The organism is Saccharothrix tamanrassetensis, from assembly GCF_014203665.1.
In the GTDB taxonomy this organism is placed as follows: Bacteria; Actinomycetota; Actinomycetes; order Mycobacteriales; family Pseudonocardiaceae; genus Actinosynnema; species Actinosynnema tamanrassetense.
Genome location: NZ_JACHJN010000003.1, coordinates 239776 through 253353, shown reverse-complemented (window position 1 = coordinate 253353; position 13578 = coordinate 239776). Strand labels below are relative to the sequence as shown.

14 protein-coding genes are annotated in these 13578 nt (G+C 72.7%); 7 read left to right on the top strand and 7 right to left on the bottom strand.

The features are described 5' to 3' along the window. Positions 1-6: 6 nt before the first annotated feature. Positions 7-672, bottom strand: coding sequence for a DUF2306 domain-containing protein (locus tag FHS29_RS10280; protein WP_184690342.1), 666 nt, complete (start codon positions 670-672; stop codon positions 7-9). 154 nt (positions 673-826) lie between these two features. Between FHS29_RS10280 and FHS29_RS10275 the strand changes: the two genes are divergently transcribed. Both FHS29_RS10275 and FHS29_RS10270 read left to right on the top strand, forming a co-directional pair. Continuing rightward, complete coding sequence (locus FHS29_RS10275; protein ID WP_184690341.1) at positions 827-1876, top strand: sensor histidine kinase; 1050 nt, start codon at positions 827-829, stop codon at positions 1874-1876. Continuing rightward, positions 1873-2517, top strand: a complete 645-nt coding sequence (locus tag FHS29_RS10270) for a response regulator (RefSeq protein ID WP_184690340.1) — start codon at positions 1873-1875, stop codon at positions 2515-2517. The genes FHS29_RS10275 and FHS29_RS10270 overlap by 4 nt, the downstream gene beginning before the upstream one ends. A 13-nt stretch (positions 2518-2530) precedes the next feature. Here the strand turns inward: FHS29_RS10270 and smc are convergent, their stop codons facing one another. The 4 genes from smc to FHS29_RS10250 all read right to left on the bottom strand — a co-directional run bounded on the left by smc (position 2531) and on the right by FHS29_RS10250 (position 7849). Beyond that, positions 2531-6286 (bottom strand): chromosome segregation protein SMC, encoded by a 3756-nt coding sequence (gene smc, locus FHS29_RS10265; RefSeq protein ID WP_184690339.1) that lies wholly within the window; start codon positions 6284-6286, stop codon positions 2531-2533. A 79-nt stretch (positions 6287-6365) separates the two neighbouring features. Then, a complete protein-coding gene (locus FHS29_RS10260; RefSeq protein WP_184690338.1) occupies positions 6366-7016 on the bottom strand; it encodes an anti-sigma factor family protein in 651 nt (216 codons plus the stop codon). Beyond that, on the bottom strand, positions 7016-7519 hold the full coding sequence (locus FHS29_RS10255) for a sigma-70 family RNA polymerase sigma factor (protein WP_184690337.1): 504 nt from the start codon (positions 7517-7519) through the stop codon (positions 7016-7018). Before FHS29_RS10255 ends, FHS29_RS10260 begins: the two co-directional genes overlap by 1 nt. 33 nt (positions 7520-7552) lie before the next feature. Next, positions 7553-7849, bottom strand: a complete 297-nt coding sequence (locus FHS29_RS10250) for an acylphosphatase (RefSeq protein ID WP_184690336.1) — start codon at positions 7847-7849, stop codon at positions 7553-7555. A gap of 67 nt (positions 7850-7916) precedes the next feature. Between FHS29_RS10250 and FHS29_RS10245 the strand changes: the two genes are divergently transcribed. From FHS29_RS10245 to FHS29_RS10230, 4 genes are all read left to right on the top strand, one after another. After that, positions 7917-8606 (top strand): CAP domain-containing protein, encoded by a 690-nt coding sequence (locus tag FHS29_RS10245; RefSeq protein ID WP_221455738.1) that lies wholly within the window; start codon positions 7917-7919, stop codon positions 8604-8606. A gap of 156 nt (positions 8607-8762) precedes the next feature. After that, entirely contained in the window at positions 8763-9257 is a 495-nt protein-coding gene (locus tag FHS29_RS10240) for a hypothetical protein (protein WP_184690334.1), read from the top strand. Positions 9258-9417: 160 nt separating this feature from the next. Beyond that, positions 9418-9885, top strand: a complete 468-nt coding sequence (locus FHS29_RS10235; RefSeq protein WP_184690333.1) for a hypothetical protein — start codon at positions 9418-9420, stop codon at positions 9883-9885. A gap of 52 nt (positions 9886-9937) precedes the next feature. After that, the gene (locus FHS29_RS10230) at positions 9938-10789 is read left to right on the top strand and encodes a class I SAM-dependent methyltransferase (protein WP_184690332.1); all 852 of its coding nucleotides are present in this window, start codon (positions 9938-9940) and stop codon (positions 10787-10789) included. A gap of 5 nt (positions 10790-10794) precedes the next feature. On the opposite strand, the gene FHS29_RS10225 is transcribed toward FHS29_RS10230, so the two are convergent. After that, positions 10795-11334, bottom strand: coding sequence for a GNAT family N-acetyltransferase (locus tag FHS29_RS10225; protein ID WP_376774414.1), 540 nt, complete (start codon positions 11332-11334; stop codon positions 10795-10797). A gap of 151 nt (positions 11335-11485) precedes the next feature. On the opposite strand from FHS29_RS10225, the gene FHS29_RS10220 reads away from it, so the two are divergent. After that, positions 11486-12616 carry an NAD(P)/FAD-dependent oxidoreductase gene (locus tag FHS29_RS10220; protein WP_184690330.1) on the top strand — a complete coding sequence of 377 codons (1131 nt, stop codon included), beginning with the start codon at positions 11486-11488 and terminating at the stop codon, positions 12614-12616. Between the two features lie 85 nt (positions 12617-12701). On the opposite strand, the gene FHS29_RS10215 is transcribed toward FHS29_RS10220, so the two are convergent. Continuing rightward, positions 12702-13379: a response regulator gene (locus FHS29_RS10215; RefSeq protein WP_184690329.1), complete on the bottom strand. Its 678-nt coding sequence runs from the start codon at positions 13377-13379 to the stop codon at positions 12702-12704. Between the last annotated feature and the right edge of the window lie 199 nt (positions 13380-13578).

Genomic DNA, 13578 nt, shown 5'->3' with positions numbered 1-13578 from the left:
GCCGTTTCAGACCGCCGTTCGAGGCGCGACGACCACCCGTCCCCGCGCCCGCTCCCGCCACAGCACCCACTCCACCAGCAGCAGGTTCGGCACCCAAGAGCCGAACGGCATCAGCAGGTACGCGCTCATGAAGTCACCCGTCAACGGCATCAGCACCGCGATCCCGACCCGCAGCATCACCCCCGCGTAGACCATCGCGAACGCCCGCAGCATCCACTGGCGGTGCCCCGCGACGTCGCCCCGTCGGATCGCCACGAACCCCAGCACCGGGAACGCCACCGACAGCACCGCCAGCAGCCCGAACCCGAACGCGCCCACGACCCCCGCGACGCTCATCGGTGCGAGCACACCGCCCGCCGTACCGCCGACGAGCATCGCCACGACCGTGACCCGCCCGACCACCCGGTGCAGTCGCGGCACGCGGGCACGAAGGCGTGATGACAGCTGCACCGGCGACAGCAGCAACGCGAGACCACTACCCACCATGTGCACGTAGAGCACCACGTGCACCCACGCCGGCTTGGTCGCGTAGTGCGAGGCCAGCCCGGAGTCCCCGAGGTCGTTCAACGGCGCCGTCAGGTACGGGAACGGCGCGAACACCGCTATCGCCACCGCGGTGAGGGCGAGCCACCAGAACCCGACGACACGCCGGGCCGAGACCATCGTTGCCATGGAGCGTCCTTCCACCGGGATCGCCCAGAACGCTAGGCCCGCCGACCGCCGCCGCTCGCCCCCCGCCGAAGTGGACACATATACCTCTCCAGAGGGAGAAGCTGTCCTCTTAAGAGCGTTGACCAGCGGTAGGGGTGGCGCGGGACGATGAGCCATGCCCACCCGCTCCGACGTCTGGCTCGCCGCCGGTCTCGTCGTCGCGTCGTTCTTCGCCGCGCTGGTGGCCGACTCCGGCCCGCCGTACCGGCCGTTGGACGGCATCGGCCTCGCCTTCGCGGTCGCCTCGGCGCTGTGCCTGTTGTGGCGCACGACCGCGCCCCTTCCGGTGACGGCCGCGACCGGTGTGGTGGTGGTCGCCAACGCGGTGGTCGGCTACCCGCCGACGGTCGTGCAGTGGCCGGCGTGGATCTCGGTGTTCACCGTGTTCGCCACCTACGGCTGGGCGAAGCGCACCGTGGGCGCGGCGCTGACCTTGGCGTCCCTGGCGGGCTACGTGGTGTTCGACCGGGGGGAGGTGGGCGCGCCGGAACTGTTCAGCGTCGCCATGTGCTTCCTGATCTCGGTGGCCGCCGGCGACGCGGCCCGCACCCGCCGGGCGTACGCGACGGCGTCGCAGGCCCGGCTGATGGTGGAGGAGCGCGCCCGGCTGGCCCGTGAGCTGCACGACGCCCTGGGGCACGCGGTGAACGTGATGGTGATGCAGGCGGGCGTCGGACGGCGGGTGTTCGACGACGACCCGGCGTTCGCGCAGGAAGCGCTGGGGCACATAGAGACCGTGGGCCGCGACGCCCTCGGCGAACTGGACCGGCTGCTGCGCGTGATGCACCCCGACGACCCGCCACCGGACCTGGCGGAACTCACCTCGCAGGTCCGTGCGGCGGGCCGTGACCTGCGGATGAACACCGCGGAGGTGGACCTGGCGCCGGCCGCGGCGCGGGCGGTGCACCGGATCATCCAGGAGGCGGTGACGAACGCGCTGCGGCACACCGATTCCGGGCGGATCGACGTCGGGCTGGCGCGGGTCGGCGACACGGTGGTGCTGGAGGTGGCCAACGAGGGCCGCAACCTGCCGACGCCGACGCCGGGGCGCGGCCTGGTGAACATGCGGGAGCGGGCGCGGCTGGAGGGCGGGTCGTTCGAGGCGGGTCCGGTGGACGGCGGCTTCCGGGTCCGGGCGACGCTGCCGGTGCGGGGTAACGCGTGATCCGGGTGCTGCTGGCCGACGACGACTCGTTGGTGCGCGGCGGGTTGAAGGCCCTGCTGCGGGCCGAACCGGACATCGTGGTCGTCGGGGAGGTCGCGAACGGCCGGGACGCGGTGACCTCGGCGTCGGTCCTGCGCCCCGACGTCGTGGTGATGGACATCCGGATGCCCATCCGGGACGGCGTTTCCGCGACCCGCGAGCTGATGGCCGCGACACCTCGGCCCCGGGTCCTCGTGCTGACGACCTTCGACCTCGACGAGGTGGTGGACGACGCCATCGCGGCCGGGGCGGACGGGTTCCTGCTGAAGCGCGCCTCACCGGAGGAGTTGATCGCCGGGATCCGGACGGTGGCGGCGGGTGACGCGGTGATCGCGTCCTCGGTGACGCGGCGGTTGTTCGAGGCCCACGCGGCGCGGGCACCGGCGGACCGGGCCCGTGCCGTGCGGCTGACCGACCGGGAGGCGGACGTCCTGCTGGCCATGGCGGAAGGCTTGTCGAACCCGGAGATCGCCCGGTCCCTGCACCTGTCGGTGGAGACGGTGAAGACGCACGTCAAGCACGTGCTGACCAAGCTCGACGTCCGCGACCGCACCCAGGCCGTGGTGTGGGCCTACCGGACCGGTTTCGCCTACCGGAACTAGGTTCGGCTGCGGATCAGGCCTCGGGCTCCGGCTCGGCGACGGCTTCCGCCACAGGTGTCGGCTCGGCGACGACACCGGCCCCGGCAGCATCGGGCGCGGCAGCATCGGGCTCAGCGGCGGCGACACCTTCGGCCTCGGGCACCGAAGTGGGCTCGGCGGCGGCTTCCGGCGTGGGCGCGGGGGTGGAGGGCTTGAAGTTCTCGCGGCCCCTCAGGCGCTGCGAGATCACCTGACTGATCCCGTCGCCGCGCATGGACACGCCGTAGAGCGCGTCGGCGATCTCCATGGTCGGCTTCTGGTGCGTGATGATCAACAGCTGGGAACGTTCGCGCAGCTGCTCGAACAGCCCGATGAGCCGGTGCAGGTTGGTGTCGTCCAGCGCCGCCTCCACCTCGTCCATCACGTAGAACGGCGAAGGCCGCGCCCGGAAGATGGCCACCAGCATGGCCACCGCCGCCAGGGACTTCTCGCCACCGGACAGCAGGGAGAGCCGCTTGACCTTCTTCCCCGGCGGACGGGCCTCCAGGTCGATGCCCGTGGTGAGCATGTCGCCGGGTTCGGTCAGCACCAGCCGACCCTCGCCACCGGGGAACAGCACCTTGAACACGACCTCGAACTCGCGGGCCACGTCCTCGTAGGCGGACGTGAAGACCTCCAGGATCTTCTCGTCGACGTCCTTGACCACGGTCAGCAGGTCGCGGCGGGTCGCCTTGATGTCCTCCAGCTGGTTGGACAGGAACTTGTACCGCTCCTCCAGCGCCGCGAACTCCTCCAGCGCCAGCGGGTTGACCTTGCCCAGCAGCGACAGGTCCCGTTCCGCCCGCTTGGCGCGCCGGGCCTGGGTGTCGCGGTCGTACGGGATCGGCTGCGGCGCGGTGACGGCTTCGCCGCGTTCCTTCGCGGCCTCGTACTCGGCGACCTCGGCGGGCGACGGCGGGATGTAGACGTCCGGCCCGTACTCGGCGACCAGGTCTTCCAGGCCGATGCCGAAGTCCTCGGCGACCTTGGTCTCCAGCTGCTCGATGCGCATCCGCTGTTCGGCGCGCAGCACCTCGTCCCGGTGCACGGCGTCGGTCAGCTTCTCCAGCTCCACCGACATCTCGCGCACCAGGTTGCGAACCTGCGCGAGATACGTCTCGCGCTGCGCCTTGCGTTCCTGTGCGCTGTCCCGTTCGCGGGCCGCACGGGCCAGCGACGCGGCGATCCGTTCCAGCGCGAGCTCACCGCCCCGGACAACGGCCTTCGCCACCACGGCACCCCGGGCACGCGCCGCGTGGGCCCGCTGGGCGCGTTCCCGGGCCTCGCGTTCGGCCCGCGCCGCCCGGCGCAGCGCTTCCGCCTTGCCCTGCAACGCCCGCGCCCGTTCCTCCGCGGTCCGCAGGTGCAGCCGCGCGTCGACCTCGCCCTGCCGGGCCGAAGCCAGTTCGGCGGCGGCCTCGTCGCGCTGCGAGGTGTCCGGTTCGTCGTCCAGCGGCTGCTCCTCCGCGACGAGGAGCCGTTCCTCCAGCTCGCCGAGCTTGAGCAGGTTCTCCTCGCGGGCCGCTTCGACCTTCTCCCGCTGCGCGCGCACCCGCTCGACCTCCGCCTGCGCCGAGCGCACGGCCGCCGCCAGCCGGTTGAGCCGTTCCGACGACCGGGCCCGGCGCACCTTGGCCTCGTTGAGCTCCTCCTTCAGCGCGTTGACCTCGGCCCGCCGCGCCTGCTGCTCGGCCCGCGCGCCCTCCAGCGCCGCCGTCGACTGCTCCGCCGCCCGTTCGGCCAGCGCGAGCTTCTCCGACGCCTCGTCCACGGCCGCCTGGACCTCGATCACGCTCTGGGTGCGCGCGGTGCCGCCGACCGCCCAGTCGGAGCCGAACACGTCGCCCTCGCGAGTGACGGCCCGGACGTCCGGGCGCGCCTCCACCAACGCCCGCGCGGCGGCCAGGTCGTCCACGACGGCCAGCCGGTCCAACGCCCGGTGCAGCGCCGGGCGCAACGCCTCCGGCGCCTGCACGAGTTCCACCGCCCACCGCGCCCCGGCCGGCAGCACCGGCCACGCGGACCGGTCCACCGGCGAAGCGCCGCCCACCAGCACCCCGGCCCGGTCGGCGTCCTGCTCCTTCAACAGCTCCAGCGCGGCCAGCGCGTCGGACCCGGACGCCACCGCCACCGCGTCGGCGACCGGCCCCAGCGCCGCCGCCAGCGCCACCTCGTGCCCCGGCTCGACGGTCAGCAGGGCGGCGACCGACCCGAGCAGTCCGGGCAGCCGGGACGCCAACAGCGCGCCCGCACCGTCCTTCCTGGTCAGGCCCAGCGACAGGGCATCGACGCGGGCCTTCCAGGACGCGATGTCCCGCTCCGCGGTCCGCTCGGCCTTGACCAGCTCCTCCACCCGCCGGCGGGCGGCGTCGTCCGCCTCCGCGGCCAGCCGGTGCCGCTCGTCCAGGCCGACGTCGTCCTCGTCCTCGGTGCCGGTGACCTCACGGGCCTCGGCGAGTTCCCCGGCCGCGACCTCGGCCCGTTCCACGGCCTCGGCCAGCGCCACGGACATCCGCTCGATCTCCTCGGCGGTCGCGGACGTCTTCGAGCGTAGCGCCTCCACCTGGCCGGACAGCCGGGCCAGGCCTTCCCGCCGGTCGGCGATCGCGCGCACGGCCGCGATGTGCGCCTTCTCCGCGGCCGACACCATCCGCTCCAGCTCGGCGCGCGTCTCGACGGCCTCGGCCAGCCCGACGCGGGCCTCCGTCACGCCGTCCTGGAGCTCCTGCTCCAGCATCGCGGTCTGCTCCGCCTCGGCGTCCAGCTCGTCCGGGTCGCGCCCGCCGCGCGGCGCCTCCACGGACGCCGACAGGTGCCGTTCGCGCTCCACGGCCAGCCGCACGGTGCCGCGCAGCCGCTCCTCCAGCGCGGACAGCCGGTACCAGGTGTCCTGGGCCTGCTGGAGCTTCGGCGCGTCCGCCGCGACCTGGTCCTCCAGCTCGTTCTGCTGCGACTGGGCCTGCTGCAGCGACTGCTCGACCTCGGTGCGGCGGGCCCGCGCCTGCGCCTCGTCCTGCTCCTCGCGGGCCAGCGCCTCGCGCCGGGTCACCAGGTCGTCGGCCAGCAGGCGCATCCGCGCGTCCCGCAGCTCGGACTGCACGGCCTGGGCGCGGCGGGCGATCTCGGCCTGCTTGCCCAACGGCTTGAGCTGGCGGCGCAGTTCGGCGGTGAGGTCGGTGAGGCGGGTCAGGTTCGCCTGCATCGCCTCCAGCTTCCGCAGCGCCTTCTCCTTGCGCTTGCGGTGCTTGAGGACGCCGGCGGCCTCTTCGACGAACGCCCGGCGCTCCTCCGGCTTGGACTCCAGGATCGCGGCGAGCTGGCCCTGGCCGACGATCACGTGCATCTCGCGGCCGATGCCGGAGTCGGACAGCAGCTCCTGGATGTCCATCAGCCGGCACGAGTTGCCGTTGATCTCGTACTCGGTGGCGCCCTCGCGGAACATCCGGCGGGTGATCGACACCTCGGTGTACTCGATCGGCAGCAGGCCGTCGGAGTTGTCGATGGTCAGCGTCACCTCGGCGCGGCCCAGCGGGGCGCGGCCGGAGGTGCCCGCGAAGATGACGTCCTCCATCTTGCCGCCGCGCAGGTCCTTCGCGCCCTGCGTGCCCATCACCCAGCGGAGCGCGTCGAGCACGTTGGACTTGCCGGACCCGTTGGGGCCGACGACGCACGTGATGCCCGGCTCGAAGCGCAGCGTGGTAGCCGAGGCGAAGGACTTGAAACCCTTCAGCGTCAGGCTCTTGAGGTGCACCGGGGCAGAGTACCCGCGGGCACTTCGGGCCGGTCGCCAGGCGCGCCGCTGACCAGCGTGATCATGCCCGCGGCGCGGTTCACGGACGCACCGAGACCAGCACCTCCATGTCGACCACCACGTCCAGCCGCTCGATCCGGTCGAGCCGGAACGACGTGGAGCCGGGGATCCGCTCGTCCGCGTCGTGGTCGGTGCCCCACCAGCCGCCGACCTCGGTCTTGCCGTTCCGGTCGTGCACGACCAGCTTGCAGCGCCGGCCGGGCGGGATGTGTCGGAGCGTCAACCACAGCTCGGTACCCCACGACTTGCCGACCAGGTCCGCCTGCGCGGTCACGCCGGTGCCGCCGTCGACGGCCTGCCAGGTGACCGGCTGGTTGTCGGGGCGCAGCACCATCACGACCACCGCGACCACCGCGACCAGCACGGCCGCCAGCACTCCGACACCCGCCGGCAGCGGCCGGCGACGCCGGGTCGCGACCGGTTCCGGTTCCGGCTCGGGCACCGAGGGCGGCAGCGGGAGCAGGTCCGGGTGAGGTGCCGGGTCGTCGAACGGCAGTTCCAGGTCCTCCAACCGGACCTGGTTGAGCAGGCCGGGCAGCGGGGCCAGCCGGAGCATCTCCCGGCGGCAGATGGCGCAGCCCCGCAGGTGCCGTTCGAACGCCGACCGCTCGGCCGGGTCCGACGAGCCGAGCAGGTACGCGCCGAGCGCGACGGTCCGGATGCAGCTCATCACTCGGTCACCCCGCGCTCCTCCAAGGCGTCGCGCAGGGCGCGCAGGGCGTAGAAGCAGCGCGACTTGACCGTGCCGGCCGGGATGCCCAGCACCGCCGCCGCCTCGTCGACCGTTCGGCGGCGGTAGTACAGCTCGACCACCACCGCCCGGTGGTCCGGGCTGAGCCCGCGCAGCGCCTCGGCCACCTGCCAGCTCTGCAGCACGTGCTCCACCTCGTCCGCGACCGGCGGCAGGTCGGCCGGCTCGACGGGCCTCTCGGAGTCGCGCCCGGAGCGCCGGCGGAAACCGGAGACGACCAGGTTCTTCGCCACCGTGCGGAGCCACGGGCCGGCGGCCTCGGGGGTCAGCTCGTCGACGTGCTCCCAGGCCCGCAGCAGGGTCTCCTGGACGATGTCCTCCGCCTGCCGGTGGTCACCGCCGACCAGGCGCAACACGTAGCCGTGCAGCGGACCGCGCCAGCGGCCGTACAGCTGCCTGACCACGTCCTCGCCTCGGTCCACAACGGTTTACTACGCCACCGGGCCCCGGCGCGTTCAACGCTCGACGAAACCCGTCAGACCACCCCGTGGCCCGGACCAGCGCTCCACCACGGATTCCACCCGACCGGGTGTACGACCGGAGCGCAGGGCCGCCAACAGGGAACGGCACGCGTCCTCCGTCCCTTCGGCGTTGACCTCCACCCGGCCGTCCCGGAGATTCGACGCGCTGCCGACCAAGCCCAGCTCAAGCGCCCTGGCACGGGTCCACCACCGGAAGCCGACGCCCTGCACGCGTCCGCGCACCCAGGCGGTGAGGCGCACCGTCCGCTCTACTCCAGCCACGACTGCCATCCTGACATTTCACCCGTTAGTGGTACGGTGCGCGACCGTGACTGCGCGGCGCGGTAACCGGTCCGTCATGGGCGGACTCGTCGGGCTGCTCCTCGGGGCCGCCGGTGCGACCGGTGTGGCCTTCGCCAGCCCCGAACAGCTCGCCCCGTTCGTCGCGCCCACCACAGCACAGGACGCGCGGGGCGACAACACGGGCGACAGCGGGGTCGGCGGCATCGGACTGCCCGCCCGCACCACCGAGCCGACCGTGGTCGCGCCGACGACGACCGTGCCGGCCACCACCACGACCACGGCGACGACGACCACCACGACCGAGACCACGACGACCACCACCGAGCCGACCACCACGGCACCGCCGACGACCACCACCACGTCGAACGCGCCGCCGGTGGCCCAGCCGCAGCGGGTCGTGGACTTGGTGAACGAGGCACGGGCCGCCGCCGGCTGCGGACCGCTGACCGTGGACGAACGGGCCGTGCGGGCCGCGCAGGGCCACAGCGACGACATGTCGGCCCGTGACTACTTCTCGCACGAGACGCCGGAGGGCGTGGACTTCGCGACCCGGATGCGCGACGCGGGCTACCCGGATCCGGGCGGCGAGAACATCGCCAAGGGGCAGCGCACGCCCGAGGCGGTCATGAAGGCGTGGATGAACTCCGACGGGCACCGCCGCAACATCCTGAACTGCCGGTTCGCCGTGATCGGCGTCGGCCTGAACACAGACGGCTGGTACTGGACCCAGAACTTCGGCTGGTAGCGACGGCGGCACCGGCCGACGGACACGACGACGGAGCCGCGAGCGACACGACGGCGGTGCCGTCCGAGCGACACGACGGCGAGTTGTCCGACCGACACGACGGCGGTGCCGTCCGACCGACACGACGGCGAGCCGTCCGACCGACAGGGAGAACGCGTGACCGACGGGCTGTACGAGACCCCGGAATCCGACCGTCGACGCCCCCGCGTGTCGCCGAACGTCCTGCTGGCCGCGTCCGGCGTGCTGGTCGCGACGATCTTCGCCGCCATCGCGTCCATCGCGGGTGCTTCCGAGGGCGCCGCGCCGGCGAAGCCGACCCCGCGCCAGGACGTGGTGTCGCGCAGCTCGCTGACCACCGCGCCGCAGACCACGACCACGTCGGTCGCGCTCGCCACGACCGCCGAGACCACGACGCCGGCCGAGACGGCCACGACCGCCACCACCACGTCGAAGCGCACCCGCGTGACAACCGTGACCAACCCGGACGGCACCACCACGACCACCACGGTCGACGACCCGCCGCCGCAGCAGCCCACGGGCACGCCACAGCCCACGACCACCACCACTACGACGACAACGACCACCACGACACCTCCGGTGGTCACCTCGTCGTCCACCACCACGACCACGACCGCCGTCTCGGCGGGCTGAGCCCGAACACCGGGCCGAGCCCAAACGAGGACACGGCAGCCGGGTGACGATCCGCCACACGAACGAGTGGAGGGCGGCTCGAACGATGAGGAGGCCGGCGCCAACCGCCGATAACTCGGACACCTGACCCATCCGACCGGGTTCCCCTAAGGGAGATGGTGTGTTCGAGGAAGATCCTCCGCAGTCGCCGAAGAAGAAGGCCACCTCGGTGGCGCTGCTGGCCGGCGGCGGTGCGGTGGTTGCCACGGTGATCGCCACGCTCGCTTCGGTGCTGGCGACGGGCGACGACGATCCGGCCGTGGCTCCGCCCCGGCCGCAGGCCGACGTCCAGGTGACCACCGACACGTCCGTCCGGGTCGGACCGGACGGCAGCAGGTCCACCGTGGTGATCACGGTGTCCGCCCGCACCTCCCGGCCGTCGCCGGCGAAGGAGCCGGAGGCCGCCGCCCCGAAGCCGGACGCGCCGAAGGTCGAGCCGGCCGCGACCACGACGACCGAGCCGGCCGCGCCGCCGACCACGACCCAGCCGCAGAGCAACCCGCCGACGTCGTACGAGCCGACGGACGGCCCGTCGTCCTCGTCCAGCGCCGTGACGACCGTGGCGCCGACGACGAGCGCGCAGCCCTGAACGCCCGAAAACGGTGGGCGGCACCGGGGAGTGGTCGCTAGGGTCCGATCCGATGAGCGATTTCTCCGCGGTGCGGGTCGATCCGTCCAACTCCGGTCAGCTGGACACCTGGAACGGTGATCAGGGCGCGTTCTGGGCGGACCACGCCGAACGCTTCGAGGACGGGGTGGCCCGGTACCACCCCGGGTTCCTGGACGCGGCGGCGATCGGGCCCGCCGAGGACGTGCTGGACGTCGGCTGCGGCAGCGGGCGGACGACCCGTGACGCGGCCCGGCGCGGCGCCTCCGCGCTGGGCGTGGACCTGTCGGCGCGGATGATCGACCTGGCGCGTCGGCTGGCGGAGCGGGAGGGCGTGCGCAACGCGTCCTTCGAGCAGGCCGACGCCCAGGTCCACCCGTTCCCGGAGGCGGGTTTCGACCTGGCGGTCAGCCGGCACGGGTCGATGTTCTTCGGCGACCCGGTGGCCGCGTTCGGCAACGTCGGGCGGGCCCTGCGGCCCGGTGGCCGGCTGGTGCTGCTGACCTGGCAACCGCTGGCGGCCAACGAGTTCATGACCGCGTTCCGGACCGCGCTGGCGGCCGGCCGCGAGCTGCCCGTGCCGCCGCCGGACGCGCCGAGCCCGTTCTCGCTGAGCGACCCGGAACGGGTGCGGCACCTGCTGACGTCGGCCGGGTTCACGGACGTCCGGCTGCGCGGTGTGAACGAGCAGATGTACTTCGGCCGCGACGTGGAGGACGCGTTCGTCTTCACGTCTCACCGGTACCGCGACCTGGTGCGGGAACTGGACGACGACACCAGGGCGCGTGCGTTCGACGACCTGCGGACCAGCCTCGCGGCGCACGAGACCCCCGAGGGCGTCTGGTACGACTCGGCGGCGTGGATCGTGACGGCGCGGCGGCCCTGACCGGGCTACCAGACGTCCCCGTCCCGCCAGTCGCACGCCAACGGGCCCGTGAGGTCGAGTGAAGCCGTCACGGGCAGCACGAAGATGCCGCCGTCGTCGTCCTCGGTGCGTGTCGGCCCTTCGGGGCCCAGCACCGAGGTCGGCCCGCGCCACAGCTGCCACCCACGGGCACCGTAGAAGTCCAGCGCGTCCTCTGCCGAGGCCAGCGCGCCCAACTCGTACGCGCCGCGCACCACGCCCTCCAACGCCGTCATGACGGCCGCGCCGTGCCCGCGCTTACGCCGGTCCGCCCGTACCGCCACGGCCTCGACGTACCCGGCGCGCAACGCCCGCCCGCCGTGCAGCAGACGACGCTGCACCACCGATCCGTGGCCGGCCAGCTCGTCGCCCTCCCACACGAACGCGTGCACGCCGCCCAGCGCGTGCTCCCAGTCGTCGTCGCTGAAGTCGCCGTCGAACGCGTCGTCGCACAGCTTGCGCGCCGCCGCGAGCAGCGCGGAGTCCACTTCGGACGTGTGAGCCGTCGAAATCACCTGGCCGCCAATCCTCTGTCCGTCGACACCATCACAACGATCATGTCGTCCGCGAAGTGCCGGCGGGCCCGCAGGACTTCCCGACGCCGTGACGCGACTCACACGCATGGCTGTCACGAACCGCGTCGCCACCTCGCTCCGTCCATGACGAAAGGACGGGGACATGACGGAGCAGACGCCCACCAGCGGAGGCAACGATCGGATAGTCGTCATCGGCGCCGGCTACGCGGGACTGGCGGCGGCCAAGCTGGCGGCGAAGTGGACCGACGCCGAGGTCACCCTGGTCAACGCCCGTGACCGGTTCGTGGAACGGGTCCGGCTGCACCAGCTCGCCGCCGGCCAGGTGCTGCGCGACCTGCCGCTCGCCGACCTGCTGCGCGGGACCGGCGTCGACCTGGTGGTGGACCGGGTCACCGCGATCGACCCGCAGACCCGCAAGATCACGCTCACCGACGGGACTCTCGGCTACGACCGGCTCGTCTACGCCGTGGGCAGCCACGCGGACCTGGACTCGGTGCCCGGCGTCCGCGAGCACGCCCACACCGTGGCCACCCGGGAGGACGCCGAGCGGCTGCGCACCGACCTCGCGCAGGCCCGCACGGTGGCGGTAGTCGGTGGCGGTCTCACCGGTGTCGAGGCCGCCGCCGAACTGGCCGAGAGCCACCCGGAGCTGACCGTCGTGCTGGTCACCGGAGGCGTGCCGGGTGCCGCGCTGTCCGAGAAGGCACGGCGCTACCTGCACCGGACGTTCGCCCGGCTCGGCGTGGAGGTGCGCGAGAACGCCCACGTGACGTCGGTCGACGCCGAAGGGCTGCGGTTGGCCGACGGCGGGCGCGTCCCGGCCGACACGGTGGTGTGGACGGCGGGCTTCCGGGTGCCGGAGCTGGCTCGGGAAGCCGGTTTCGCGGTCGACCACAACGGCCGGGTGGTCGTGGACCAGACGTTGACGTCGGTCTCGCACCCGGAGGTGCTGGCCATCGGCGACGCCGCCGCCATCCGCCGCCCGGACGGCCTGGAGCTGCGCATGGCGTGCGCGACAGGTTTGCCCACCGCTCAGCGGGCCGTGCGTGCGCTCGCCGACCGGATGCGGGGCCTGGAGCCCAAGCCGTTCCGGTTCTCCTACATCAACCAGTGCATCAGCCTCGGCCGCAGGCACGGTCTGATCCAGTTCGTGCGCGGCGACGACAGCCCGCGCGAAGCCGTGCTCACCGGACGGCTCGCCGCCCGGTACAAGGAGGCCGTGGTGCGCGGCACGATCCTGTTCGAGCGCCACCCGACGCTGCCCGTGGGCTGAGCGCCCCGAGACCGACCGGCAGCCTCACCGACCGGCAGGCCCACCCACCGGCAGGCTCACCGACCGGCGACCTCGCGGAACGGCGTCACAGCTCGAAGCGGTACCCCATCCCCGGCTCCGTCACCAGGTGCCGGGGATGCGACGGTTCGGGCTCCAGCTTGCGCCGCAGCTGGGCCAGGTACACCCGCAGGTAGTGCGTCTCCTTCGCGTACTGCGGCCCCCACACCTCCTGGAGCAGCTGCTTCTGCGCCACCAGCCGGCCCCGGTTGCGGGCCAGGATCTCCAGCAGGCCCCACTCGGTCGGCGTGAGGTGCACCTCCGCGCCTTCCCGGACCACCTTCTTCGCCGCCAGGTCCACGGTGAACGACGAGGTCTCCACCACCGCGTCCTCACCCTCGGCCACCGCCGACCGCCGCACCGCCGCGCGCAGCCGGGCCAGCAGTTCGTCCATGCCGAACGGCTTGGTCACGTAGTCGTCCGCGCCCGCGTCCAGCGCACCCACCTTGTCCGACGAGTCGGTGCGCGCGGACAGCACGATGATCGGCACGGACGTCCAGCCGCGCAGCCCGGCGATCACGTCGGTGCCATCCACGTCGGGGAGGCCGAGGTCGAGCACGACGACGTCCGGTTTGCCCTCGGCGGCGACTTTGAGGGCACTCGTGCCGTCGTGCGCGGTGAGCACCGAATAGCCCCGCGCGGACAGGTTGATCCGCAGGGCGCGCACGATCTGCGGTTCGTCGTCGACCACGAGCACCTTCGTCACGGTGTGACACTACGTCGGGTGCCTGCCGCCGCGCCGGGCGCGACTCGGGTTTCCAGTCTTTCTGATGGCGTCTTGATGCCCCTCACCTCGGCTTTTACGCTGTTCTAGCGGCTGGTGGACCGCATCGGTGCGGAAACCGTGAGTACATACGGGTGCGAATGAATCCATTCGCTGGACATTGGTAGTGCGATAGTGCGAA